The 25,341-nt window shown below is 72.1% G+C and carries 24 protein-coding genes; 7 read left to right on the plus strand and 17 right to left on the minus strand.

Annotated features, from left to right (window positions below; genetic code table 11):
• Positions 1 to 485: 485 nt before the first annotated feature.
• The 4 genes from AZE13_RS13675 to AZE13_RS13690 all read right to left on the minus strand — a co-directional run bounded on the left by AZE13_RS13675 (position 486) and on the right by AZE13_RS13690 (position 5,064).
• On the minus strand, positions 486 to 1,601 hold the full coding sequence (locus AZE13_RS13675) for a GuaB3 family IMP dehydrogenase-related protein (RefSeq protein WP_066930767.1): 1,116 nt from the start codon (positions 1,599 to 1,601) through the stop codon (positions 486 to 488).
• Between the two features lie 151 nt (positions 1,602 to 1,752).
• Positions 1,753 to 3,255 carry an IMP dehydrogenase gene (gene guaB, locus AZE13_RS13680; RefSeq protein WP_066930769.1) on the minus strand — a complete coding sequence of 501 codons (1,503 nt, stop codon included), beginning with the start codon at positions 3,253 to 3,255 and terminating at the stop codon, positions 1,753 to 1,755.
• A 193-nt stretch (positions 3,256 to 3,448) separates the two neighbouring features.
• Entirely contained in the window at positions 3,449 to 4,024 is a 576-nt protein-coding gene (locus tag AZE13_RS13685) for a sigma-70 family RNA polymerase sigma factor (RefSeq protein ID WP_066930771.1), read from the minus strand.
• A gap of 428 nt (positions 4,025 to 4,452) precedes the next feature.
• Positions 4,453 to 5,064: a response regulator transcription factor gene (locus AZE13_RS13690; RefSeq protein WP_003948568.1), complete on the minus strand. Its 612-nt coding sequence runs from the start codon at positions 5,062 to 5,064 to the stop codon at positions 4,453 to 4,455.
• Positions 5,065 to 5,446: 382 nt separating this feature from the next.
• Here AZE13_RS13690 and AZE13_RS13695 point away from each other — a divergent pair, with 382 nt between their 5' ends.
• Positions 5,447 to 5,782 carry a WhiB family transcriptional regulator gene (locus AZE13_RS13695; RefSeq protein WP_066930773.1) on the plus strand — a complete coding sequence of 112 codons (336 nt, stop codon included), beginning with the start codon at positions 5,447 to 5,449 and terminating at the stop codon, positions 5,780 to 5,782.
• A gap of 105 nt (positions 5,783 to 5,887) precedes the next feature.
• Here AZE13_RS13695 and AZE13_RS13700 read toward each other — a convergent pair whose 3' ends face one another.
• Positions 5,888 to 6,829 (minus strand): LysR family transcriptional regulator, encoded by a 942-nt coding sequence (locus AZE13_RS13700; protein WP_066930775.1) that lies wholly within the window; start codon positions 6,827 to 6,829, stop codon positions 5,888 to 5,890.
• 259 nt (positions 6,830 to 7,088) lie between these two features.
• Between AZE13_RS13700 and AZE13_RS13705 the strand changes: the two genes are divergently transcribed.
• The 3 genes from AZE13_RS13705 (at position 7,089) to AZE13_RS13715 (ending at position 9,986) form a co-directional block, all read left to right on the plus strand.
• Entirely contained in the window at positions 7,089 to 7,754 is a 666-nt protein-coding gene (locus AZE13_RS13705; RefSeq protein WP_066931386.1) for an MOSC domain-containing protein, read from the plus strand.
• A 154-nt stretch (positions 7,755 to 7,908) separates the two neighbouring features.
• Complete coding sequence (locus tag AZE13_RS13710; RefSeq protein ID WP_066930777.1) at positions 7,909 to 8,682, plus strand: SDR family NAD(P)-dependent oxidoreductase; 774 nt, start codon at positions 7,909 to 7,911, stop codon at positions 8,680 to 8,682.
• 314 nt (positions 8,683 to 8,996) lie between these two features.
• A complete protein-coding gene (locus AZE13_RS13715) occupies positions 8,997 to 9,986 on the plus strand; it encodes a hydroxyacid dehydrogenase (protein WP_066930779.1) in 990 nt (329 codons plus the stop codon).
• A gap of 112 nt (positions 9,987 to 10,098) precedes the next feature.
• Here the strand turns inward: AZE13_RS13715 and groL are convergent, their stop codons facing one another.
• Positions 10,099 to 11,724, minus strand: coding sequence for a chaperonin GroEL (groL, locus tag AZE13_RS13720; protein WP_066930781.1), 1,626 nt, complete (start codon positions 11,722 to 11,724; stop codon positions 10,099 to 10,101).
• Between the two features lie 133 nt (positions 11,725 to 11,857).
• Positions 11,858 to 12,166 (minus strand): co-chaperone GroES, encoded by a 309-nt coding sequence (gene groES / locus AZE13_RS13725; RefSeq protein WP_066930783.1) that lies wholly within the window; start codon positions 12,164 to 12,166, stop codon positions 11,858 to 11,860.
• 474 nt (positions 12,167 to 12,640) lie between these two features.
• Between groES and AZE13_RS13730 the strand changes: the two genes are divergently transcribed.
• Positions 12,641 to 13,996 (plus strand): FtsW/RodA/SpoVE family cell cycle protein, encoded by a 1,356-nt coding sequence (locus tag AZE13_RS13730; RefSeq protein WP_066931388.1) that lies wholly within the window; start codon positions 12,641 to 12,643, stop codon positions 13,994 to 13,996.
• A 354-nt stretch (positions 13,997 to 14,350) separates the two neighbouring features.
• Complete coding sequence (locus AZE13_RS13735) at positions 14,351 to 15,532, plus strand: class I SAM-dependent methyltransferase (RefSeq protein ID WP_066930785.1); 1,182 nt, start codon at positions 14,351 to 14,353, stop codon at positions 15,530 to 15,532.
• A gap of 82 nt (positions 15,533 to 15,614) precedes the next feature.
• Here the strand turns inward: AZE13_RS13735 and tsaD are convergent, their stop codons facing one another.
• From tsaD to tsaB, 3 genes are read right to left on the minus strand one after another with little or no spacing between them, the layout of a single operon-like run.
• Positions 15,615 to 16,775, minus strand: a complete 1,161-nt coding sequence (gene tsaD, locus AZE13_RS13740; protein WP_066930787.1) for a tRNA (adenosine(37)-N6)-threonylcarbamoyltransferase complex transferase subunit TsaD — start codon at positions 16,773 to 16,775, stop codon at positions 15,615 to 15,617.
• A gap of 5 nt (positions 16,776 to 16,780) precedes the next feature.
• Complete coding sequence (rimI, locus tag AZE13_RS13745; RefSeq protein ID WP_107288350.1) at positions 16,781 to 17,254, minus strand: ribosomal protein S18-alanine N-acetyltransferase; 474 nt, start codon at positions 17,252 to 17,254, stop codon at positions 16,781 to 16,783.
• Positions 17,255 to 17,280: 26 nt separating this feature from the next.
• Positions 17,281 to 17,940 (minus strand): tRNA (adenosine(37)-N6)-threonylcarbamoyltransferase complex dimerization subunit type 1 TsaB, encoded by a 660-nt coding sequence (tsaB, locus tag AZE13_RS13750; protein WP_066930791.1) that lies wholly within the window; start codon positions 17,938 to 17,940, stop codon positions 17,281 to 17,283.
• A gap of 104 nt (positions 17,941 to 18,044) precedes the next feature.
• Between tsaB and AZE13_RS13755 the strand changes: the two genes are divergently transcribed.
• A complete protein-coding gene (locus AZE13_RS13755) occupies positions 18,045 to 18,629 on the plus strand; it encodes a hypothetical protein (RefSeq protein ID WP_066930793.1) in 585 nt (194 codons plus the stop codon).
• A 62-nt stretch (positions 18,630 to 18,691) separates the two neighbouring features.
• Here AZE13_RS13755 and AZE13_RS13760 read toward each other — a convergent pair whose 3' ends face one another.
• From AZE13_RS13760 to AZE13_RS13790, 7 genes are all read right to left on the minus strand, one after another.
• The gene (locus tag AZE13_RS13760) at positions 18,692 to 18,913 is read right to left on the minus strand and encodes a hypothetical protein (protein ID WP_066930795.1); all 222 of its coding nucleotides are present in this window, start codon (positions 18,911 to 18,913) and stop codon (positions 18,692 to 18,694) included.
• 168 nt (positions 18,914 to 19,081) lie between these two features.
• Positions 19,082 to 19,603, minus strand: coding sequence for a tRNA (adenosine(37)-N6)-threonylcarbamoyltransferase complex ATPase subunit type 1 TsaE (gene tsaE, locus AZE13_RS13765; protein WP_066930797.1), 522 nt, complete (start codon positions 19,601 to 19,603; stop codon positions 19,082 to 19,084).
• Positions 19,604 to 19,767: 164 nt separating this feature from the next.
• On the minus strand, positions 19,768 to 21,147 hold the full coding sequence (locus tag AZE13_RS13770; RefSeq protein ID WP_066930799.1) for an alpha/beta fold hydrolase: 1,380 nt from the start codon (positions 21,145 to 21,147) through the stop codon (positions 19,768 to 19,770).
• Entirely contained in the window at positions 21,144 to 22,343 is a 1,200-nt protein-coding gene (gene alr / locus AZE13_RS13775) for an alanine racemase (protein ID WP_066930801.1), read from the minus strand. The genes AZE13_RS13770 and alr overlap by 4 nt, the downstream gene beginning before the upstream one ends.
• A 143-nt stretch (positions 22,344 to 22,486) precedes the next feature.
• Positions 22,487 to 23,233 (minus strand): L,D-transpeptidase family protein, encoded by a 747-nt coding sequence (locus AZE13_RS13780; protein WP_066930803.1) that lies wholly within the window; start codon positions 23,231 to 23,233, stop codon positions 22,487 to 22,489.
• Positions 23,234 to 23,431: 198 nt separating this feature from the next.
• Complete coding sequence (locus AZE13_RS13785) at positions 23,432 to 24,874, minus strand: bifunctional ADP-dependent NAD(P)H-hydrate dehydratase/NAD(P)H-hydrate epimerase (RefSeq protein WP_066930805.1); 1,443 nt, start codon at positions 24,872 to 24,874, stop codon at positions 23,432 to 23,434.
• A 22-nt stretch (positions 24,875 to 24,896) separates the two neighbouring features.
• Entirely contained in the window at positions 24,897 to 25,265 is a 369-nt protein-coding gene (locus AZE13_RS13790) for a holo-ACP synthase (protein ID WP_066930807.1), read from the minus strand.
• Positions 25,266 to 25,341: the final 76 nt, after the last annotated feature.

Consider the following 25,341-nt stretch of genomic DNA (forward strand, 5'->3'; position numbering starts at 1 on the left):
CGGGTACTGCGGCAGGCTCCTGGCCGGATTACGGGTGTCCGCCCCTAACTCTCGGAGGGGCGGCCGCTCACCGGCCGTACATCCGCAAGATCCACCTCCTCCGGAACTTCACCAGCCGAAGCCGAATCTGATCCCAGCGAGTGGGCTTGCGGTGACGGCCCATGGGCACGCCCCCTTCCATGACGCCGCCCATTGACCCGGTTGGACGGTCCACTGGAGCTTCGGGCCGGGCCCCCGGGCAAAGGGTCCGGTACGTGCTCCTTGGAAGGGGGCGCCCCAGAGAGCGGGTCGCCGAGCATGGACACTACCGCCCTGCTACACCCGTTCAGCCCACACTCACGCTGAACGCAACCACGCGCCCCTGCCCCCGCAAAACGCGCCCCCACCAGCCCTGTTGGGCATGCGAAAGGGCCGGTCACCCCCTGGATGACCGGCCCTCGTGGGTCTACGGCTCGTAGGTCCTACGGCCTACCGCGTCCGACGGCTCACCGCCGCGGTGCGACCGTCACCTCGACCCGCTGGAACTCCTTCAGCTCGGAGTAGCCCGTGGTCGCCATCGCCCGGCGCAGCGCTCCGAAGAAGTTCATCGAGCCGTCGGGGGTCGAGGACGGGCCCAGCAGGATCTCCTCGGTCGTGCCGACCGCGCCCAGGTTCATCCGCTTGCCGCGCGGCACGTCCTCGTGGACCGCCTCCATGCCCCAGTGGTAGCCGTGCCCCGGTGCGTCCGTCGCCCGCGCCAGGGGCGAGCCCATCATCACCGCGTCCGCGCCGCAGGCGATCGCCTTCGGGAGGTCGCCGGACCAGCCCACCCCGCCGTCCGCGATGACGTGGACGTACCGGCCGCCGGACTCGTCCATGTAGTCCCGGCGGGCCGCCGCGACATCGGCGACCGCGGTCGCCATCGGGACCTGGATGCCCAGCACGTTCCGGGTGGTGTGCGCGGCACCGCCGCCGAAGCCCACCAGCACACCGGCCGCGCCGGTCCGCATCAGGTGCAGGGCCGCGGTGTAGGTGGCGCAGCCGCCGACGATCACCGGGACGTCCAGCTCGTAGATGAACTGCTTGAGGTTGAGCGGCTCGGCCGCGGACGAGACGTGCTCGGCGGAGACGGTCGTGCCGCGGATCACGAAGATGTCGACACCGGCGTCCACCACGGCCTTGGAGAACTGGGCGGTGCGCTGCGGCGACAGCGCCGCGGCGGTGACCACACCGGAGTCGCGCACCTCCTTGATGCGCTGCCCGATCAGCTCTTCCTTGATCGGCGCGGCGTAGATCTCCTGAAGGCGGCGGGTGGCGGCCTCCTCGTCCAGCTCCGCGATCTCGGCGAGCAGCGGCTCCGGGTCCTCGTAGCGGGTCCACAGCCCCTCAAGGTTGAGGACGCCCAGGCCGCCCAGCTCGCCGATGCGGATCGCGGTCTGCGGCGAGACCACCGAGTCCATCGGCGCCGCCAGGAACGGCAGCTCGAAGCGGTAGGCATCGATCTGCCAGGCGATCGAGACCTCCTTCGGGTCGCGGGTGCGGCGACTGGGTACGACGGCGATGTCGTCGAATGCGTATGCCCGGCGGCCGCGCTTGCCGCGCCCGATCTCGATCTCAGTCACTGTGATTGGCCCTTCCTACGGATACGCCCCCAGTATCCCCGACCGGGGACACTGGGGGCGCATCCGGTGCTTCCGTCCTCGGCGAGCACCTGAGTGAAGTCCGCAACACCCCACCCTGGCCCACCCTGAGGCTCGATACCCGCCCGGAGGCTCAGCGCCCCGAGTAGTTCGGCGCCTCGGTGATCATCTGGACGTCGTGCGGGTGCGACTCCTTCAGGCCCGCCGCCGTGATCCGGACGAAGCGGCCCTTCTCCTTGAGCTCGGGGATGTCGGCGGCGCCGACGTAGCCCATGGAGGCGCGCAGGCCGCCGACGAGCTGGTGGGCGACCGAGGCGAGCGGGCCGCGGTAGGGCACCTGGCCCTCGATGCCCTCGGGCACCAGCTTGTCCTCGGAGAGGACGTTGTCCTGGAAGTAGCGGTCCTTGGAGAAGGACCGGCCCTGGCCGCGGGACTGCATCGCGCCCAGCGAGCCCATACCGCGGTACGACTTGAACTGCTTGCCGTTGATGAAGACCATCTCGCCGGGCGACTCCTCGCAGCCGGCCAGCAGCGAGCCCAGCATGACGGTGTCCGCGCCGGCCGCGATGGCCTTGGCGATGTCGCCGGAGAACTGCAGACCGCCGTCACCGATCAGCGGCACCCCCGCCGCGTGCGCGGCCTGCGCGGCCTCGTAGATCGCGGTGACCTGCGGGACGCCGACGCCGGCGACGACGCGGGTGGTGCAGATGGAGCCGGGGCCGACGCCGACCTTGATGCCGTCGGCGCCCGCGTCGATCAGCGCCTGGGCGCCGTCGCGGGTGGCGACGTTGCCGCCGACGACATCGACGCTGATGTTGGACTTGACCTTGGCGATCATGTCGAGGATGCCGCGGCTGTGGCCGTGCGCGCTGTCCACGACGAGGAAGTCGGCACCGGCCTCCACCAGCGCCTGCGCCCGTTCGTACGCGGCGTCGCCGACGCCCACCGCGGCACCGACGACCAGCCGGCCCTCGGCGTCCTTGGCGGCGTTCGGGTACTTCTCGGCCTTGACGAAGTCCTTGACCGTGATCAGGCCCTTGAGCACGCCCGCATCGTCGACCAGCGGCAGCTTCTCGATCTTGTGGCGGCGCAGCAGCTCGATGGCGTCCTCGCCGGAGATGCCCACCTTGCCGGTGACCAGCGGCATCGGCGTCATGACCTCGCGGACCTGACGGCTGCGGTCCATCTCGAAGGCCATGTCGCGGTTGGTGACGATGCCCAGCAGCTTGCCGGCGGCGTCGGTGACCGGCACCCCGCTGATCCGGAACTTGGCGCAGAGCGCGTCGGCCTCGGCCAGCTCGGCGTCCGGGCGGACCGTGATCGGGTCGGTGACCATGCCCGACTCGGAGCGCTTGACCAGGTCGACCTGGTTGGCCTGGTCCTCGATGGAGAGGTTGCGGTGGAGGACGCCCGCGCCGCCCTGCCGGGCCATGGCGATGGCCATCCGCGCCTCGGTGACCTTGTCCATCGCCGCGGAGAGCAGCGGGATGTTGACCGTGACGTTCCGCGAGACCCGGGAGGCGGTGCTCACCGCGTTCGGCAGCACCTCCGACGCACCGGGCAGCAGCAGTACGTCGTCGTATGTCAGGCCGAGCATGGCGAATTTGGCGGGCATACCGTCGACGTTGTCACTCATGACACCTTCCCCAATGCTCTTGCCTCAGCGCGGACTCCCATGCTAACGGCCTAGAGAAGTGTCCCAATCCACGAGCGATGAGGGCCTCGTCACTTGTGTTTTCCTACGGCGACATCACGCCGGTCGTCCACGACGGCGTCACGCCGCCCCTTCCGGGCACGGATCCCGCGCCACGGTCACGTCACTGCTCGGCTCACTGCTCGGCGAGCGCCCGCAGCCTGCTCAGCGCGCGGTGCTGGGCGACCCGGACCGCGCCCGGTGACATTCCCAGCATCTGCCCGGTCTCCTCGGCTGTCAGCCCGACGGCGACCCGCAGCAGGACCAGCTCGCGCTGGTTCTCCGGCAGATTCGCCAGCAGCTTCTTGGCCCACTCGGCATCGCTGCTCAGCAGCGCCCGCTCCTCGGGCCCGAGGGAGTCGTCCGGCTGCTCGGGCATCTCGTCGGACGGCACGGCCGTACTGCCGGGATGCCGCATCGCGGCGCGCTGCAGATCGGCGACCTTGTGGGCGGCGATGGCGAAGACGAACGCCTCGAACGGCTTGCCGGTGTCGCGGTAGCGCGGCAGCGCGCACAGCACCGCGACGCACACCTCCTGCGCCAGATCCTCGACGAAGTGCCGGGCATCACCCGGCAGCCGCGACAGGCGGGTCCGGCAGTAGCGCAGGGCCAGGGGATGCACATGGGCCAGCAGGTCGTGGGTGGCCTGCTGGTCACCCTCCACGGCGCGTGCGACGAGATCGCCGATCTCCTGTCTCCCGTCATCGCGCATCGCACCATGGTGCCTCGGTGCGGCGCTGTCGGTGACGCCGCCCCCGTCGTTGCGCCCCGAACCGTTACGAACCGTCGTGCCGGCACTCACGTTCCACGCCTCCCCCGTTCGGGTTGTACCCATACCGACCACAAGCCCTCGCCGGTAGCTTGTCTCCGTGCCGTACGGCACCGGGCAGGGCTTGTCCGTCATAGAGGTCTCTTCTGGCCGAGTGAGAAGCCCCGGCCTCCGCCGGGGAGGAGTCACACCTCCAAGGATGCGGCATCCCGTGAGGTTTCGGCGCCGGCGTCGACGCGGCGGGGTTACGACATGCCCTGCCCGTTCGGCGGGCGGGCGTCGTAACCCCGTTTGCACAGCAGGCCGCGGCGTTCGCACGGCAGGTCGCAACCCCGCGTGCGCAGCGGGCCGTAACCCGCTCGCGCGGCCGGTCAGCGCACCAGTCCCCAGCGGAAGCCCAGGGCCACCGCGTGTGCCCGGTCCGAGGCGCCGAGCTTCTTGAAGAGCCGCCGGGCGTGCGTCTTGACGGTGTCCTCCGACAGGAACAGCTCACGGCCGATCTCGGCGTTCGAGCGGCCGTGACTCATGCCCTCCAGCACCTGGATCTCCCGCGCGGTGAGCGTCGGCGCGGCACCCATCTCGGCGGACCGCAGCCGGCGCGGGGCGAGCCGCCACGTCGGATCGGCGAGCGCCTGGGTCACCGTCGCCCGCAGCTCGGCGCGCGAGGCGTCCTTGTGCAGATAGCCGCGGGCGCCGGCGGCGACCGCGAGCGCGACGCCGTCGAGGTCCTCGGCCACCGTGAGCATGATGATCCGGGCGCCGGGGTCGGCGGACAGCAGCCGGCGCACGGTCTCGACACCGCCGAGACCGGGCATCCGTACGTCCATCAGAATCAGGTCCGAGCGATCGGCACCCCAGCGGCGGAGGACTTCCTCGCCGTTGGCCGCGGTCGTCACACGCTCGACGCCGGGCACGGTCGCAACCGCCCGACGGAGCGCCTCTCGGGCAAGCGGGGAGTCGTCGCAGACGAGGACGGATGTCATGACCGCCCTCCGCAGCTGATGCGCGTCACCTTGAGCCTCCAGGCTGGTACGTATCGTCACCTGTGCGATTGACGGCCGCCTCGGACACCTGCCCGAGGGCTACCTCTGCCAACCGCCTCCGCACACTCAACGACGGTCACTCGAAAGAGTTACGGCTTCGCTGACCGTATTCAGCACGCTCCGTGAGGAGCCGGATACGCAGGCGACTGGCGGACCAACCGGCATCCGCGCGTGCACCCTATGCCCTATTTGGCTCCCTTTCTTCCATTTTCGCGGTAACTATGACTAGATTCGCAATGAGTCATATTTACATCTACTTCGATAGTAGATGTACGGTCGTGAGCACCGAGCCCGAATCAGCATCGCGTCGAGGGGACAAGCAATGGCAGATTTCTCCCGCCTCCCGGGCCCGAACGCAGACCTCTGGGACTGGCAGCTGCTGGCCGCCTGCCGCGGCGTGGACAGCTCGCTCTTCTTCCACCCCGAGGGCGAGCGTGGAGCGGCCCGCAGCGCGCGTGAGCAATCGGCTAAGGAGGTGTGTATGCGCTGCCCCGTACGGGCCGAGTGTGCGGCGCACGCACTGGCCGTCCGCGAGCCCTACGGGGTCTGGGGCGGCCTGACCGAGGACGAGCGCGAGGAGCTGATGGGCCGGGCCCGCCACCGGCTGATCCCCGCCACCTCCGCCGCCTCCGGCGACCCGGGCGTCGCCGGCCCCTGAGAGCGGTCTGGAGACCCCCTCGGGAAGAAACGTTCCTTCGCACGAGCGGGCAGCCGGGAACGGCAGGTGTGTCACCTCCGCCGACCGCCCCGTACCACCAATGGCCTAACGGCCCTCACCGACGGCCGTACGCGCGCGCCGGCCCGCCGCGTTCACCAGCTGGTCGAGCGTCGCCTCGACAGCGGGCACATGCGCCAGATCCGGCAGCGTCAGCGCGACGATCTCCCGCTGTACGGCAGGTTCCAGCCGCACCGCCGTGGCCCTCTTCGGACGCACCGACTCCAGCGTCAGCTCGGGCAGCGCGGCCACCCCCAGCCCCGCGCCGACCAGTCCGATCACCGCCGGGTAGTCATCGGTCGCGAAGTCGATACGCGGGGTGAAGCCCGCACTCTCACAGACCTCCACGAGGTGCCTGCGGCACCGGGGGCACCCGGCGATCCACGGCTCGTCCGCCAGCTCCGCGAACCGCACGGTCTCCGCCTTCGCCAGCCGGTGGCCGTCCGGCACCAGGCCGATCAGCCGGTCCGCCAGAATCGGCCGCGCCACCAGGTCGTCCCACTCCGCGCAGGCCGCCGGGTCCGCACCGCGCACCTCCGGGTAGCGGAAGGCCAGCGCGATCTCGCAGTCACCGTTGCGCAGCATCTCGATCGAGCGCGGCGGCTCGGCCTCGACCAGCGAGACCCGGGTACCCGGGTGCGCGGCCCGCATCCTGGCCAGGGCGGTCGGCACCAGCGTCGAACTGCCCGACGGGAACGACACCAGCCGCACCCGCCCCGCCCGCAGGCCGGCGATGGCCGCGACCTCCTCCTCCGCCGCGGTGAGCCCGGCCAGGATGCCGACGGCATGCCGTACGAGCGCCTCGCCGGCCTGCGTCAGCCGCATCTCACGGCCGGCCCGGACCAGCAGCGGAGTGCCGGCGGACTGCTCCAGGGCCTTCATCTGCTGGCTGATGGCGGGCTGGGTGCAGCCCAGCTCGCGCGCCGCACCGGAGAACGAACCGGTCTGCGCGACGGCGCGCAGCACACGGAGATGACGGGCCTCGATCATGGTTCAAGTATAAGCGGGGCTTGGATAGATCACGAAAATCCGCTCTGTCGCTTTGGGGTGGGACGGCGGGACGGGTCACGTGGAACAGGTGGAGAAGGGGGTTGTGCGGAGCCGGGGGTGTGCGAAGCCGGGGATTGCGCGGAACAGGGGTTGCTCTGATGCCCGTCGTTCGGCTGGGGTGGGTGGGTGCGGGCGGGTCCGGACCATGACAAGGGAGCGAAGGATGGACGACACGACGTCCACGGAGGCCATCGACGCCATGAAGGTGCTGACCGTGAACCTCGGGAAGGCCACACCGTCCGAGCACACGGCCGCCGAGGGCGGCACCGGCATCGACAAGCGGCCCGTGACGGGCCCGGTGGCGGTCGCCGCACCCGGCCCCGAGGGCGTCGGCGGCAGCGGACTGGCCGGTGACACGGTGGCCGATCTGCGCCATCACGGCGGCGACGACCAGGCCGTGTACGCCTACGCCCGCGAGGACCTGGACGACTGGGAGCAGGCGCTCGGCCGGACGCTGCCCAACGGGTGCTTCGGCGAGAACCTCACCACCTCCGGCGTGGACATCACCACCGCCCGGATCGGCGACCGCTGGCGGGTCGGCCCGCGGCTGCTGCTCGAAGTGAGCTGTCCGCGCATCCCCTGCCGCACGTTCCAGGGGTGGCTCGGCGAGCACGGCTGGGTCCGGCGGTTCACCGAGGCCGGGGTGCCCGGCGCGTACCTGCGGGTGATCGAGCCGGGCGAGATCCGCGGTGGGGACACCGTGGAGCGGGTGTACCGCCCGGATCACGAGGTGACGGTCGGGCTGATGTTCCAGGCCCTGACGACCCGCCGGGAGCTGCTGCCCCGGCTGCTGGAGGCGGGCGAGGCGCTGGCCGGGGCGGGGCGCCGGGCAGCGCTGAAGTACCTTGAGAAGAACGCCGGTTGAGCGGAGGCCGAGCGCGGCGGACGCGCGGCGGATGCGCGGCGGACGCGGCGGATGCACGGCGAAGCCCGGCAGGCCGCCGCCCGGTCCCGGCAGGCGGCACCCGTCCGCGCCCGGGCGGATAGCGTGCCCGTAGGGCGCCGGATAGCGTGCCCGTATGACGACTGCATTGATCACGGGTGCGACGGCGGGCATCGGGGCGGCGTTCGCCCGGCGGCTGGCGAGCGACGGCCACAACGTGGTGCTGGTGGCACGCGACGAGAAGCGACTGCGCGAGCAGGCAACCGAATTGCACGACCGGCACGCCATCGAGGCGGAGGTGCTGCGCGCCGATCTGTCGACGGAGGACGGTATCGCGGCGCTCGAAGCACGGCTCTCGGACACCAGGCGTCCGGTCGACCTGCTGGTGAACAACGCCGGCTTCGGCAACAAGGGCGAATACCTGGAGGTCCCGATGGCCGATGAGCTGGCGATGCTCAAGGTCCACTGCGAGGCGGTGCTGCGGCTCACCACCGCCGCGGTGCGCGGGATGCGGGAGCGGCGGCGCGGTGCGGTGGTCAATGTGGCATCGGTGGCGGCGTTCCTCCCACGCGGCACCTACGGCGCGAGCAAGGCATGGGTCGTGCAGTTCACCCAGGGCGCCGCGCGCGACCTGGCGGGCAGCGGGGTACGGCTGATGGCGCTGTGCCCCGGCTTCGTACGGACCGAGTTCCACCAGCGGGCCGGGATGGGCACGGACAACATCCCCGGCTGGATGTGGCTGGACGCGGACAAGCTGGTGGACGCGGCGATGAAGGACCTGGTGCGCGGGAAGTCGGTGTCCATCCCCGACCCGCGCTACAAGGCCCTGATGGGCGCGGTGAAGCTGACGCCGCGGGGGGTGCTGGGCGGACTTTCGTCCCGGACGGGGCGGAAGTACGGGCCGCGGTAGTCCATCCGCCGCACTCCTGCGGCCCCCTCCTGCCGCAACGGCGAGCGGCCGCGACGGCGAGGGTCCGGCAGCATGGTTGACGACAGAAGCGAGAGGTCCACCCACCCCCACGGGAGGGGGCGGACCGCAGGACGCCAGTCCGGAGGGCCGCACCCGTGACGTACAGCCCCGCGCAGCGGCAACAGCCCGCCGCCAGGCGCCACGGCGGGAAAGCCGACAACGTGGGAGGTCAGCCAAGCGCAGCGGAAGGCACGGCGCCGCAGACGACAACGCGGGAAGGGAGCCAAGCGCAGCGACCCGGTCTGCTCCTGGCGATGGCCGCCGATACCGCCGAGCGCCTGTTCGATGACCGGCACCGGGCCCGGCTCGGGGCGCTGGCGCGTACCGATCCGTACCTCGTCGCGGACGAGCTGGCCGAGCCCGCGCCCGCGGTCGCCGACGCGCTGGCCCGGGCCGAGATCCTCCTCACCGGATGGGGCGCCCCGGCCCTGACCGGCCGGGTGCTCGCCGCCGCGCCGCGGCTCCGTGCGGTCGTCCACGCCGCCGGCTCCGTCAAGCACCACCTCACCGAGGCCTGCTGGGAGCGCGGGATCGCCGTCGCGTCGGCCGCGGACGCCAATGCGCTCCCGGTCGCCGAGTACACCCTGGCGGCGATCCTGCTGGCCAACAAGCGGGTGCTGCACTCCGCGCACCGCTACCGCGAGCTGCGCGGGCGGCCCCATGACTGGCACGCCGAGCTGGGCCGGGCCGGCAACTACCGCCGTACGGTCGGGGTCATCGGCGCGTCCCGGACCGGCCGGCGCGTGATCGCGTTGCTGCGCCCGTTCGACCTGCGAGTGCTGCTGTACGACCCGTACGTGGACGCCGCCGAGGCCGGCCGGCTGGGGGTCCGGGCGGTGGCCCTCGATGAGCTGTGCGCGGCGAGCGACATCGTCACGGTGCACGCGCCGCAGCTGCCCGCCACCCGCCATCTGCTCGGGGCCCGCGAACTGGCCCTGATGCCGGACGGTGCCACGCTGGTCAACACCGCCCGCGGCTCGCTCGTCGACGGGACGGCGCTGCTGGCGGAGCTGCGAACCGGCCGTCTCCATGCCGTCCTCGACGTCACCGAGCCCGAACTCCCACCGCCCGGCTCGCCGTTGTACGACCTGCCGAACGTTCTGCTCACCCCGCACATCGCGGGGTCGATGGGCGGCGAGCTGCACCGGCTGGCCGATGCGGCGCTGGACGAGGTCGAGCGCTATGTGAACGGGGTGCCGTTCGCCGGTCCCGTACGGGCAGCCGACCTCGGCCACTCGGCCTGACACTGGCCGATCTCGGTCACTCGGCCTGACACTGCCGGGCGGTCCGCCCCGGAGAACGGGCGAGGCCCGGCCCCCTCGGGAAAGGGGACCGGGCCGTCGTACGCGGGAGGCGTCAGTGCGCGTGGCCGTGACCGTGACCGGCCTCGGCGGCGGGCTCCTCTTCCTTCTTCTCGACGACCAGGGTCTCGGTCGTGAGCAGCAGGGAGGCGATCGACGCGGCGTTCTCCAGGGCGGAGCGGGTGACCTTGACCGGGTCGATGACGCCGGCCTTGACCAGGTCGCCGTACTCGCCGGTGGCGGCGTTGAAGCCCTGGCCCTTGTCCTGCTCGGCGACCTTGGCGGTGATGACGTAGCCCTCGAGGCCGGCGTTCTCCGCGATCCAGCGCAGCGGCTCCACGGCGGCGCGGCGGACCACGGCGACACCGGTGGCCTCGTCGCCGTCCTTGCCGAGGTTGCCGTCCAGCACCTTCACGGCGTGGACCAGCGCGGAGCCACCACCGGAGACGATGCCCTCCTCGACCGCGGCGCGGGTCGCGGAGATGGCGTCCTCCAGGCGGTGCTTCTTCTCCTTGAGCTCGACCTCGGTGGCCGCACCCACGCGGATGACGCAGACGCCACCGGCGAGCTTGGCGAGGCGCTCCTGGAGCTTCTCGCGGTCCCAGTCGGAGTCGGTGCTCTCGATCTCGGCCTTGATCTGGGCGACCCGACCCTGGACGTCGTCGGCGTTGCCGCCGCCGTCGACGATGGTGGTGTCGTCCTTGGTGATGGTCACGCGGCGGGCGGTGCCCAGCACGTCCATACCGGCCTGGTCGAGCTTGAGGCCGACCTCCTCGGCGATGACGGTGGCACCGGTGAGGGTGGCCATGTCGCCGAGCATCGCCTTGCGGCGGTCACCGAAGCCGGGGGCCTTCACGGCCACGGCGTTGAAGGTGCCACGGATCTTGTTGACCACCAGGGTCGACAGGGCCTCGCCCTCGACGTCCTCGGCGATGATCAGCAGCGGCTTGGAGCCACCCGCCTGGATGATCTTCTCCAGGAGCGGCAGGAGGTCCTGGATGGACGAGATCTTGCCCTGGTGGATCAGGATGTACGGGTCGTCGAGGACGGCCTCCATACGCTCCTGGTCGGTGACCATGTACGGCGAGAGGTAGCCCTTGTCGAAGGCCATGCCCTCGGTGAAGTCGAGCTCCAGACCGAAGGTGTTGGACTCCTCGACGGTGATGACGCCGTCCTTGCCGACCTTGTCCATGGCCTCGGCGATCAGCTCACCGACCTGCTTGTCCTGCGCGGACAGGGCGGCCACGGCGGCGATGTCGGCCTTGTCGTCGATCGGGCGCGAGGTCGCGAGGAGCTCCTCGGACACGGCCGCGACGGCGGCGTCGATGCCCTTCTTCAGGGCGGCCGGGGAAGCACCCGCGGCGACGTTGCGCAGACCCTCGCGGACCAGGGCCTGGGCCAGCACGGTGGCGGTGGTGGTGCCGTCACCCGCGATGTCGTTGGTCTTGGTCGCCACCTCCTTGACGAGCTGGGCGCCCAGGTTCTCGTAGGGGTCCTCGACCTCGACCTCACGGGCGATGGTGACACCGTCGTTGGTGATGGTCGGGGCGCCGAACTTCTTGTCGATGACGACGTTGCGGCCCTTGGGGCCGATCGTCACCTTGACCGTGTCGGCAAGCTTGTTGACGCCGCGCTCAAGGGCACGACGGGCGTCCTCGTCGAACTTCAGGATCTTCGCCATGGTTAGCTTCAAGTCCTCTCATTGCGATCCTCGGCACGCAGTGGGGACCGCGGTGTCAAACGGAACTGCGCCCCTGCCCCGGGTTGTTCAGACTCGGGAACCAGGGGCGCAGATCACGGCAAAACTGGGTGACTTACTTCTCGATGACCGCGAGCACGTCGCGGGCCGAGAGGACGAGGTACTCGTCGCCGTTGTACTTCACCTCGGTGCCGCCGTACTTGCTGTAGAGCACGACGTCGCCGACCTTCACGTCGAGCGGAAGGCGCTCGCCGTTCTCGAAGCGGCCCGGGCCCACGGCGAGGACGGCGCCCTCCTGGGGCTTCTCCTTCGCGGTGTCCGGGATGACCAGGCCCGAGGCCGTGGTCTGCTCGGCGTCGAGCGGCTGGACCACGATGCGGTCCTCGAGCGGCTTGATGGCAACCTTGGAGCTGGTGGTCGTCACGATCCGACCTCCCCCTTCGGAGATCTCACGGGGTTAACTGTCTGAGGTGGCGACCAGGAGGATCCGTCGTCGCGGGTGCCGGACCTGCCCGTCGCTGTGTTCTGGCACTCCCCCAGGGAGAGTGCCAACGCTGAGACTATGACGCGGTTAGCACTCGGTCAAGCGGAGTGCCAGCGCGGCGAGGAGCGGTTCCGGTGACGCGGGTTGACCCGGCGATCCACCGGACGGCCATCCGGGACGGGTTCGTGCCAAATCGGACACATCTTCGCGTTTCCTCGCAACCACGCCACCCCCTGCCCTCGTCTACCTCCCCGACCACCGGGCCGACGAACCGGGTCCGGGCATGTCACATAGGCGTGGGAACCAGTCCGGACCGGCCCGTGCATTGACCATCGATGCGGAGGTAACCGCGTGCGTGGACTGACCGGCGCTCCCCGGGCAAGCGAGGAACGGGAGAGCGATGCCGAACGCACCATGACGTTCGCCGCACTCGCCGCAGCCCCGAACCGCCGCAGAACCGAGGCCTGGCTGCTCGCGTTCGTCGTCCTGATCGCCGTCTTCGGCTACGCCTGGACCGGGCTGGCGATGACCGGCCGGCTGCCCGGCGGACTGACCGGCTTCTCGGTGAGCATGTTCTTCCTCGCCCTGGTGCCGCATCTGGTGCTGCGCCGCTTCGCCCCGCGCGCCGATCCCCTGATCCTGCCGCTGGCGACCCTGCTCACCGGGATCGGTCTCGTCCTGCTGCACCGCCTGGACATCACCTACGCGCAGACCCCCAGACTGAAGATCGCCGAGGCGGCCAGCGGCCAGCTGGTGTGGTCGGTGATCGGGGTGGCGGTCTGTGTCGTCGCCCTGCTGGTGCTGCGCGATCACCGCATTCTGCAGCGGTACATCTACGTGATGATGGCGGTCGCGCTGGTACTGCTGATGGCGCCGGCCTTCTTCGGCGCGGACACCTTCGGCGCCAAGCGCTGGATCCTCCTCGGCCCGCTGTCCCTCCAGCCCGGCGAATTCGTCAAGATCGCGATCACGGTGTTCTTCGCGGGCTACCTCACCGTCAACCGCGACGCGCTGGCGCTGGCCGGGCGCCGGTTCATGGGCATGCAGCTGCCCCCGGGCCGGCAGCTGGCGCCGATCTTCACGATCTGGGTGATCAGCCTGCTGGTGCTGGTCTTCGAACGCGACCTGGGCACCTCGCTGATCTTCTTCGGCGTCTTCGTGATCATGCTCTACATGGCCACCGGCCGCACCAGCTGGGTCGTGTGCGGCCTGCTGATGGCCACGGTCGGCGCGGCCGTCGTCGGCACCCTGGAGCCCCATGTCCACGGCCGGGTCACCGCCTGGCTCGACCCCATGCGGGCCTTCACCAAGGAGGGCCGGGCGGAGCTCATGTCCGACCAGCTCGGCCAGGCCCTGTTCAGCTTCGGCAGCGGCGGCATCAGCGGCAGCGGCCTGGGCCAGGGCCACCCCGAGCTGGTCGGCTTCGCCGGCAACAGCGACTTCATCCTCACCACGGTCGGCGAGGAGCTGGGCCTGGCCGGGGTGATGGCCGTGCTGGTGCTGTACGTACTGCTGGCGCAGCGCGGCCTGCGGGCGGGACTGATCGCCCGCGACCCGTTCAGCAAGCTCCTCGCGGTCGGCCTCGCCGGCGCACTGCTGCTCCAGGTCTTCGTCGTCGCCGGCGGCGTCACCGGCCTCATCCCGCTCACCGGCAAGGCCCTCCCGTTCCTCGCCAAGGGCGGCTCGTCACTGGTGGCGAACTGGGTGATGGTGGCGCTGTTGCTGCGCATCAGCGACCACGCGCAACGACGCCGGGAACCGGCGAATTAATCCCACGTCGTCGGCTGCGGCGCCGTACCTTCCGTTTCGCCGTGGCGCCTGCGGCGGGCGTGGGTTTGTCGGGTGCGGGTCCGCTCCTCCGGACTGCCGTCCTGCGGAGCGGCCCCTCCCGTGAGGGGGAGGAAAAACGGTGAGTGGGGGTGTACGTCAGTGGTCCACTACCGGCACATGGGGACTACGTACACCCCCACCGGTCTTCTTCCACCCACCCACGGGAGGGGGCGCACCGCAGGACGGCAGTCCGGAGGAGCGCACCCGTGACGTACAGCCCCGCGCAGCGGAAACCAGCCCGCCGCCAGGCGCCACGGCGGGAAAGCCAACAACGCGGGAAGAGACAATGGTCCCGTGAACGTAGAGGATTTCGTCGGGTTGCTCACCCCGGAGGGGCAGTCGCTACTGGAGGAGCTGCGGGAGTACGACCCCGCGGATGAGCTGGCGGCAGCCACCCGGCTGCGGCGTACGCACGCCGCGTCGCTGGTGTCCGCGGCGCTCGGCCAGGCACGGCTCCGGCAGCGTGCGGAGGCGAAGTTCGGCGAGGACGCCCACCGCATGTACTTCACGCCGAACGGCGTGGAGCAATCCACCCGCGCCGCCGTGGCGCGCCACCGTGCCGAGCACTTCGCCGCGCTGGGGGTGCGCCGCCTCGCCGACCTGTGCTGTGGGATCGGCGGTGACGCGATCGCCCTCGCGCGGGCCGGGATCGACGTACTGGCCGTCGACCGCGACCCGCTGACCTGCGCGGTCGTACGGGCGAACGCGGATGCCCTGGGGCTGGCCGACCGTATCGAGGTGCGCTGCGCGGATGTGGCCGAGGTCGACGTCTACTCGTACGACGCGGTGTTCGTGGATCCGGCCCGGCGCGGGGGCCGGGGCCGGATCTTCGATCCGGAGGCGTACTCGCCGCCGCTGTCCTGGGCGATCGGAACGGCTCGGGCGGCCCGGTGCGCGGCGTTGAAGATCGCGCCCGGTATTCCGCACGAGGCGATCCCGGACGACGCCGACGCGGAGTGGATCTCGGACGGCGGGGACGTGAAGGAGGCCGTGCTGTGGTTCGGCTCCGGGCAGCCGGGGTTCCGGGCGACGCTGCTGCCCCGGCACGTCTCGCTGTGGACCGCGCGGGACGCCATGCTGCCCGACCCCGAGCCGGGTCCCGTGGGCCGCTATCTGTACGAGCCGGACGGTGCGGTCATCCGGGCGCACCTGGTCGCGGAGGTCGCGGAGGAGGTCGGCGGCCGGCTGATCGATCCGACCATCGCCTACGTCACGGCCGACGAACTGCTCCCGACGCCTTACGCGACCGCGTACGAGATCACCGACGTGCTGCCGTTCCACGTCAAGCGGCTCAGGGCGCTGCTGCGCGAGCGCGGGGTCGGCACCGCGGTGATCAAGAAGCGTGGTTCGGCGGTCGAGCCGGAGGAGCTGCGCAAGAAGCTGAAGCTGGCGGGCGGCGGCGACACCGTGACGATCTTCCTGACCCGGGTGGCGGGAGCGCCGTCGATGCTGCTCGGACACCCGGCGAAGGCATGACCGCGAAGGCATGACCGCAAAGGCGTGACCGCGAAGGCCTGGCGGGCGGGGAGGCGGCCGGTTCGTGCCGCCTCCCCGGCGCTCAGGAGTAGAGGTTCTGCTTGCTCAGCTCGTGGACGTGATCATGGGAGTGGGAGTGGCCATGGCTGTGTCCGTGGCCGTGGCCGTGATCATGGGCGTCCTCGGTGGCCGTGCCCGGTACGTGGGGTTCGGTGACGGGGAGCGAGGAGTCCGCCGAGAGGTCCCAGTCGGAGGACGCGCGGTTGCGGGCCACCATCTCCGCGCCGAGGGCCGCGACCATCGCGCCGTTGTCGGTGCACAGCTTGGGGCGGGGCACGCGCAGGGTGATGCCGGCGTCCTCGCAGCGGCGTTCGGCCATGGCGCGCAGGCGGGAGTTGGCCGCGACCCCGCCGCCGATCATCAGGTGCTCGACGCCGTTGTCCTTGCAGGCCCGTACGGCCTTACGGGTCAGGACGTCGACGACGGCCTCCTGGAACGAGGCCGAGACGTCCGCCACCGGAACGTCCTCGCCGGCCGCCCGCCTGGTCTCGATCCAGCGGGCCACGGCGGTCTTCAGGCCGGAGAAGGAGAAGTCGTACGCGGCGTCGCGCGGGCCGGTCAGACCGCGCGGGAAGTGGATCGCCTCCGGGTCGCCCTCGCGGGCGTGGCGGTCGATGACCGGGCCGCCCGGGAATCCGAGGTTCAGTACCCGTGCGACCTTGTCGAACGCCTCGCCGGCCGCGTCGTCGATGGTCGAGCCGAGGGGACGTACGTCGGAGGTGATGTCCGCCGACAGCAGCAGCGAGGAGTGGCCGCCGGAGACCAGCAGGGCCATCGTCGGCTCGGGCAGCGCGCCGTGCTCCAGCTGGTCGACGCAGATGTGCGAGGCGAGGTGGTTGACCCCGTAGAGCGGCTTGCCGAGGGCGTAGGCGTACGCCTTGGCGGCCGAGACGCCGACCAGCAGGGCGCCGGCCAGGCCCGGACCGGCGGTGACCGCGATGCCGTCCAGGTCGGAGGCGGCGACCCCGGCCTCCTTCAGCGCGCGCTGGATGGTGGGGACCATCGCCTCCAGGTGGGCTCTCGACGCCACCTCCGGGACCACTCCGCCGAAGCGCGCATGCTCGTCGACGCTGGAGGCGACCGCGTCGGCGAGGAGGGTGTGTCCGCGGACGATGCCGACGCCGGTCTCGTCGCAGGAGGTCTCGATGCCGAGGACGAGCGGTCCGCCGCGTGAGTCAGCCATGATTCTCAAGTTCCTTGTACGGAGGGTGCTTCGGAGGAGGACTGGGTGGTGCGCCGCATGACGAGGGCGTCGATGTTGCCGGGCTGGTAGTAGCCGCGGCGGAAGCCGATCGGCTCGAAGCCGAAGCGCTCGTAGAGGCGCTGGGCACGCTGGTTGTCGACCCGGACTTCCAGCAGCACCTCGTGGCACTCGAAGTCCGTTGCCGCGCCCAGGAGTTCGGTCAGCAGCCGGGCTCCGAGGCCGGTGCCCCACTGGTCGCGGGCGGCGGCGATGGTCTGGACGTCTCCGGTGCCGTCGACGGCGGCCAGCCCGGCGTACCCGACCAGCCGGCGGTCCAGTTCGGCGACGACATAGCGGCGGGTGGCGTGCGGAGCACGGGCCTGGGCCAGCTCGGACCAGAACATGCCGGGCGACCAGGCGTCCTCGGGGAAGAGATCGCGCTCCAGCTCCAGCACCGGCGCTATATCCCACCAGCGCATCTCGCGCAGCGTCGCGGCCGGCCCGGTCACTTGGGGGTGACCACCTTGTAGTTGGCGGGCACCTGGGCGTCCGGACGGCGCAGGTACAGCGGCTGCGGGGGCAGCAGCTCCTCGCCGGCCGCCAGCTTCAGGGCGGCCAGCTCGGCGAGCGCGGCGCCGGACTGGTGCTCGGGCGCCGTACGCCGTACGCCGGTGAAGGCGGTGTCGTAGAGCAGCGCGCCGGCACCCACGGCCGGGACGCCGTCCACCTGGTCGGCAATGTCGGCGGGGCGGTCGACGGCCGGTTCGGTCAGCCGCGTACGGGCATCGCCGTAGCGGGCCCAGTAGACCTCTTTGCGGCGGGCGTCGGTGGCCACGACGAAGGGCTCGGTCAGCCCGGAGGCGTAGGCGAGGCCGTCCAGCGAGCACAGGCCGTGGACGGGCACGCCCAGGGCCGCGCCGAACGTGGCGGCGGTCACCAGGCCGACTCGCAGGCCGGTGTACGGCCCGGGGCCCACGCCGACCACGATGTCGCTGACCTCGTCGAGCTTCCGTCCGGCCTCGGCCAGCACCCGGTCGACGGCGGGCAGCAGCAGCTCGCCGTGCCGGCGGGCGTCCACCTGGCAGGACTCGGCGAGGGCGTGCGTCCCGTCATGGAGCGCGACGGTGACGGCGGGGGTGGCGGTGTCAAGAGCAAGCAGCAGCACGTATCAAGCCTACGGCTCGGCCGGCGGTGCCCTGCCCCCTGCTACCGTCGCCCCGTAGCAGGGGAATATAAGGGCGGCAGGAACAAGGGAGAGGTGGCACAGCGGTGCCCGCTAAGAGCAGCACGATCGTCACCGCGCTGACCGTGGCCGCCGTGGTCGCGGTCGGAGTGCTGGGCTACCAGGCCGCGGCGTCCGCTCCCGATCACCTCACGCCGGTCCGCAGCGACGGCCGGCCCACCGCGCCCAAGGACCCGCAGGACGGGCGCGGCAAGAAGACCGAGCCGGCCGCCCCGGCCGTCCCCGCCGCCTCCGGCACCGGAAAGCGGGTCGTCTACGCGCTCGGCGACAAGCGGGTGTGGCTGGTCGGCGAGAAGGGCGAGGCGCTGCGGACGTTCACCGTCGCGCCGAGTGCGGTGAGCCCGAAGCCGGGGGCGTACAAGGTCACCTCGCGGTCGGTGAGCATCACGGGCTCGGACGGGGTTCCGGTCGAGCATGTGGTGCGGTTCGCCGCCGTCGGCGGGGTGACGATCGGCTTCAGTGCGGCGGTCGACGGCTCCCGGCCGGGTACCGGCGCGACGCCGGGTACGGGCGCGGCGAAGAAGACCGGCGGCGTCCGTGAGTCGCGGGACGACGGCAAGGCGATGTGGGACTTCGCGGTGAACGGCACCAAGGTCGTCGTGGTCGCCTGAGCGGCCCTCGGCCCGTTCTTCAGCCCGTGCCTCAGTCCGTTCCGTTTTTCGGCCCTTTCGAGCTATGCGGCGTGGCGCCCCTGAGTGGACGCGGGCTTGTCCTCGTCCTCCGGCGCGGTCGAACCCGTCTCCCTACGGGCATCCTCGGCGGCGCCGGGAGGCGTGGAGACGGCGGTGGCCGCGGCGCATGCCGCGAGCAGCTCGTTCATCGTGGGCGTCGTGGGCGTCGTAGGCGTCGTGGGCGTCTCACGCGCATCGTGCGTGGGGTGCTGGTGGGCCGGCATGGACGCCTCCTGGGGCTCCTGGGGCAGGCAGACGACAGAAGCCAGGCCGCTACTTAGGCTGACCTAACTGGGTCTCTCCCCATGTCACCATGCCCGGCACCAGCTGCGCAACATCTTACCGACGGCTTGTCGGAAACTACCGCAGGAGCAGGCCGCCGGCGGCAGGGCCTACGCGAGCAGCAAGCCGTCCAGCTCCGTGCCCGACCAGCGGGAGCCGACCCCGGTGACCGTCACCTCGCGGACGTCCTCCACGTCCTCCTCCGGGTGCGGCGCGGCGGCGCCCATGGCGCGTCCGATCACGACGTGCAGCCGGTCCTCGGACAGCTCCTCGACCTTGCCCTCGCCCCACTCCACGACCACCACCGACTCCGGCAGCGAGACGTCCAGGTCCAGGTCCTCCATCTCGTCCAGCCCGCCGCCGAGGCGGTAGGCGTCGACGTGGACCAGGGCGGGGCCGCCGGTCAGCGAGGGGTGGACCCGGGCGATGACGAAGGTCGGGGAGGTCACGTCGCCGCGTACGCCCAGGGCCTCGCCCAGGCCGCGGGTCAGCGTGGTCTTGCCGGCCCCCAGCTCACCGGTGAGCAGCACCAGGTCGCCGGGGCGCAGGAGCGGGGCCAGTCTGCGACCCAACTCCTGCATCTGACCTGGGGACTTGACGGTGACATGGGCGGTGGCGTCAGTGGTGCTCATGCCGCAAATGGTACGGCCTGCCCCTCGCCCGACCACCGCCCCTCAACGACACCGCTTGCGCGGCGGCACACTCCGTAGCCGCCACCCGGCCACCACCCCTCAACGACGCCGCTGCGCGGGGCAGGCCCGGATGGGCGCGTTGAGTGCGCGTCCCCGGCCGCGCCTCAGGCCCGGGCGTGACGCGAACTGCGTGCCCTGGCCGTCGCCCGTTCCACCAGGGACACCAGGTGCTCGTTCACCAGCTCGGGGCGCTCCAGCATCACCAGGTGCCCGGCGCCGGGGACGCACTCCAGCTCCGCGTCCGGCAGCACCTCGGCGATCGTCCGGCTGTGGTCCGCCGGGGTGATCAGGTCGTTCTCCCCGGCGAGCACCAGCGCGGGCACCGCGTCGTACGCCACCAGCGCCTCGGTCTTGTCGTGCACCGCGAACGCCGGGAAGAACTCGGCGACCACATCGATCGGGGTCGCCTCGATCAGCCGCTCGCCGAACCGCGCGATGCCCGGGTCCACCTGCTCCGGCGTCCCGAAGGAGTACCGCTTGATCAGCCCGGCGAACAGATCGGCGGTGGCCCGCCGGCCCCGCTCGACGATCTCGCTCTGCCAGCCCAGGGCCTTGAGCACGCCCGGCGCGAGCCAGTGGAACGCCTTGACGCCCATCGACGGCAGGCCGTAGCTGACCTCGCTGAGCCGGCCGGCGGAGGTGCCGATCAGCGCCACTCCGATCACTCGCTCCGCGACGAAGTCGGGGAACTGGTCGGCCAGAGCCATCACCGTCATCCCGCCCATGGAGTGCCCGACCAGCACGATCGGCCCCTCGGGCACCGCGGCGTCCAGCACCGCCTTCAGATCGCGGCCCAGCAGGTCGATGGTGACCTCTTCCGTGCCGTCGAGCTGGCCGCGCCCGCGCGCGGAGCGGCCGTGGCTGCGCTGGTCCCAGTGGACGGTGCGCACGGTGCCGCGCAGCGCGGCGCGCTGGAAGTGCCAGGAGTCCTGGCTGAGGCAGTAGCCATGGCTGAAGACCACCGTCGGGGCCGCCGAGCGCCGGCCCAGCGCGGCCGTCAGGCGCTTGCGCAGGCCGCCCTGGGCCTCCTGGGCGGCCCGGACCGGCTTGCCGCGGGCGGGCTGCTTGGCGGACCGTTCGCGCGGGGCGTCCCGGCCGTCCCTGCCGCCCCGCCCGTCCCTGCCATCCCGGCCGCTCTTGCCGTGTTTGGCCGGATGATGACCAGCGCTCCCCGGGTCGCCCGGCTCGTCGACCTCGTAGTACAGCTCGGTGCCGTCCTCGGCGACCGCCGCGCCCGGTGTGCCGCGCAGCGTGCCGTACGGGCCGGCCGAGTCCAGCGCGAGCCGGGCCCGGCGGCGCATGCCCCGGCCGACGGTCATCCGCTCTATCGCCACTCCGGCCGCGGCGCCCGCCGCGACCACGCCGATCGCGGCGCCCGCGAGGCCGGCGTGCCGGCCGGCCTTCGCCCAGTTGGTGGCGGCTTCCGTGGCCACCTCGGCCGCTGCCTCGACCGCCTTCGCGGCGGTCTCCTTGCTGTCCGTCATGTAGTACCCCCCGTGAGCGTGGTGTTCCCTTCGGGTTCTTGCCGTGCTCCGTTCCGTATGTCGCTGTCCACATAGACGCGCGGCACCCGGGTACCGATCCGGGTGACGATTTCGTAGCCGATGGTTCCGGCCGCGCGGCCCCAGTCCTCGGCGGTCGGCTCACCACGGTCCCCGGGCCCGAAGAGCACGGCCGGGTCGCCGGCCTCGGCGTGCTCGCCGCCCAGGTCGACCACGAACTGGTCCATCGCGATCCGCCCGGCGACCGTCCGCCACTTGCCGGCGACCAGTACCGGGCCGGCGCCGGAGGCGTGCCGCGGGATGCCGTCGCCGTAGCCGAGCGGGACCAGCGCGAGGGTGGTGGCGCCGGGTGTGCTGTACCGGTGCCCGTACGAGACGCCGTGGCCGCCCGGGACCCGCTTGACCGAGGCGAGCGAGGCCTCCAGCGTCATCGCGGGCCGCAGCCCGAAGTCCTCGGACGTGCCGACCTCGGGGCTGGGCGAGACGCCGTAGACGCCGATACCGGCGCGTACCAGGTCGAAGTGCGCCTCGGGGAGGGTGAGCGTCGCCGGGGTGTTGGCGAGATGGCGCACCTCGGGGCGCAGCCCGGCCGCCTCGGCGGTGCCGAGCGCCTCGCGGAAGGCGGCGAGCTGGGCGGCGATCGAGGGGTGGCCGGGCTCGTCGGCGCAGGCGAAGTGCGACCAGACGCCGGTGACGGTCAGCGCGCCCTCGGCCTCGGCGGCGCGGGCGGCGCGGGTCAGCTCGGCCCAGTCGGCGGGCTGGCAGCCGTTGCGGCCGAGACCGGTGTCGATCTTGAGCTGGACGCGTGCCGTACGGCCGCAGGCGCGGGCCGCCGCGGTCACCTCACGCAGCGCCCACAGCCCGCTCACCGCGACGTCGATGTCCAGCTCGATGGCCTTGCGCCAGGGCCCGCCCGGCGTCCACAGCCAGCACATCAGGCGCCCGGTGTCGCCGGCCGCGCGCAGCGCGAAGGCCTCCTCGGGCAGCGCGGTGCCCAGCCAGGCCGCGCCGGCCGCCCGGGCGGCGCGCGCGCAGGGCACCGCGCCGTGTCCGTAGCCGTCGGACTTGACCACGGCCATCAGCTCCGACCCGGGGGCGCGTTCCCGCAGTGCGCGGACGTTCGACCGCACGGCGGCGAGGTCGATGGCGGCACGGGCGCGCTTCGCTGTCTCGTTCATCCCCCTCAGTGTCGCAGGCGATGCGCCCGGGCCCGGGGGGACGGGCGGGGAAAGTACGTTCCCCCGCCGGATCGCACATCGGATCGCGCGTCGGAACGCGCGTCGGAACGCACAGCGGTACGCAGGCCGGATCACCCGCCGGGTCACCCGCTGGGTTTCCGCCCCCAGACGTAGACCATGTCGCCCTTCTTCAGCACGCTCCACAACGCGCGCGCGTCCGACCGGAAGAGGTTGACGCAGCCGTGCGAGCCCTCCCCTTCGTAGATGTCGTCCGAGACGCCGTGGAGCGCCTCCCCGCCGTCGAAGAACTGCGCGAACGGCATCGCCGAGCGGTACAGGCTGGAGACATGGTGCTTGCTCCGGTGATAGATCCGAAATGTTCCGGTACGGGTGGCCATACTCGGCACCCCGGTACGGATCGGCACCGGAGCGAAGACCACCCGCCCCTTCTGCTGCACCCACAACAGCTGCCGGCCCAGATCGACGCAGGCGGTCCGCTCGGGGCGGTCGGGGCAGCGTCCGGCCCGGTTGGGGTTCCGCTTGGCCCGCATCAGCCGCACCACGGCGCCGGTGACCGGCCCCGCGTAACCGGACGCCGGGGAGATCCGGTGCACCTTCTGGAACCGCCGGATCGCCCGGCAGTCCTCCGTGCTCTGCTCCCCGTCCGCCGGCCGCCGCAGATAGCGCTCGGCCTGCTGCTGAAAGGGCCCGGCGACGCGAGTGCAGCCCGACTCGTCGACGCCGTCCGCCCGCGGTACGTCCTCGAAGTGCAGCTGCTGCCGTCCCCGGGGCGGCCCGGGCGCCCGCTCCTCGGCCGTGGCCACCTCGGACGGCCCGGCGAACGGGAGCAGCGAGGCGCTGACCAGCAGCGCCACAAAGGTCCGTTTCATACCCTCACGATGCCGCCACCGGGCCGCCGTTCGGTTCGCACCGGGGCCAGGTTCGCCCTCGTGGTCACGGCCATTCCCCCGCCGGGCGTAACCGCGCCGTCCCCCCGGAGACCGTCCGACGGGTCAGGCCCTTCCCTCACCCGTCAGTCCGTTGGCCCGTCCCTCTCCCGGCAATCCATCGGGCCTTCCGTTCACCCGTCAATCCGTCGGGCCGTCCGTCACATCCAGCCAGGCAGCGTCCAGATGTTCCGCGATCTCCGAGGCGAGACACGGCACACCGACCGGCAGCCCGGCGGCCCGCCGCCCGGCGAGACCGTGCAGATACGCACCGGCCGAACCGGCGTCGCGCGCGCCGAGGCCCGCGGCGAGCAGCGAGCCGGTCAGCCCCGACAGCACATCCCCGCTCCCCGCCGTCGCCAGCCAGCTGGTCCCCGTGGGGTTCACCCGCACCGGCCCGCGCTCCCCGGCCACCAGCGTCGTCGAGCCCTTGAGCAGCACCGTGGCGCCATAGCGCGCCGCCAGCTTCCGTACGGATGCCAGCCGGGCCGCCTCGACCTCGTCCCGCCCGCACCCGAGCAGCGCGGCCGCCTCCCCGGCGTGCGGGGTCAGCAGGGTCTCGGCGGTCCGCGCCCGGATCCGCTCCGGCGTCAGGAAGCGCAGCCCGTCCGCGTCCACCAGCACCGGCACATCCGACGCGAGCACGTCCTCCAGCGCGCCCGACTCGTCGCCGAGGCCCGGCCCGACCACCCAGGCCTGCACCCGGCCCGCCCGGTGCGGCGGCCCGGCGTGCACCAGCGTCTCCGGGAACCGCGCCAGCACCGCGTCCGCGGCCGGCCCGACGTACCGCACGGCCCCCGCACCACCGCGCAGCGCACCGGCCACCGCCAGCACCGCCGCCCCCGGATAGCGCGCCGAGCCGGCGACCACCCCGACCACACCCCGGCGGTACTTGTCGCTCTCCGCGGACGGACGCGGCAGCAGCGCCGCCACCTCCGGATGCTGCAGCGCCTCCACCTCGGCCGCGCCGTCCGGCAGCGTGAGCCCGATGTCCACCAGCCGCAGCGCCCCGGCCCGTTCCCGGGCCGGATCGATCAACAGCCCCGGCTTGTACGTGCCGAACGTGACCGTCGCATCGGCCCATACGGCGTCCCCGGACACCTCGCCGCTGTCCGCGTCCACCCCGCTGGGCAGATCGACCGCCACCACCAGCGCCGACTCCCGTGCCGCCCGGACCAGTCGCGCGGCCTCGGGGCGCAGTCCGCCGCGCCCGCCGATCCCCACGATCCCGTCCACGACCAGATCGGCCCAGGCGACGTCCCGCGGCGGATCGTCCGACACCCGCCCGCCGGCCCGGCGCAGCGCGGCCAGCCCGCCCTCGTGCGCCCGCCCGGGCGAGAGCAGTACGGCCACCACCCCGGCCCCGCGCCGGGCGAGCCGGGCCCCGGCGTAGAGCGCGTCCCCGCCGTTGTCGCCGCTGCCCACCAGCAGCACCACCCGGGCGCCGGACACCCGCCCCAGCAACTGCCCGCAGGCGACGGCCAGTCCGGCCGCCGCCCGCTGCATCAGGGCCCCTTCGGGCAGCCGGGCCATCAGCTCCCGCTCGGCGGCCCGTACGGTCTGAACGCTGTATCCAGTCCTCATGGGACCAGTCTGATCCCTCGCGCTACCCCTCGGCGATCACCACGGCGGACGCGACGCCGGCGTCATGGCTCAGCGACACGTGCCACGACCGCACGCCCAGCGCCGCCGCGCACGCCTCGACCGTGCCCCGCACCCGCAGCCGCGGCCGTCCGCTGTCCTCGACGTAGACCTCGGCGTCCGTCCAGTGCAGCCCGCCCGGCGCGCCCAGGGCCTTGGCCACCGCCTCCTTGGCCGCGAACCGTGCGGCCAGCGAGGCGACACCGCGCCGTTCCCCGCTCGGCAGCATCAGCTCCGAGGGGATGAACAACCGGTGCGCCAGCTCCGGCGTACGGTCCAGCGCCGCGCCGAACCGGTCGATCTCGGCCACATCGATCCCGACCCCGATAATCACGCGCTCACTCCCCCGTCACCGAAACCGTCACCGAAGCCGTCGCCGAAACCTTCACCGAACCCGGCAGGATTCCGCA

Source organism: Streptomyces sp. NBRC 110611 (assembly GCF_001590865.1).
Classification (GTDB): domain Bacteria; phylum Actinomycetota; class Actinomycetes; order Streptomycetales; family Streptomycetaceae; genus Streptomyces.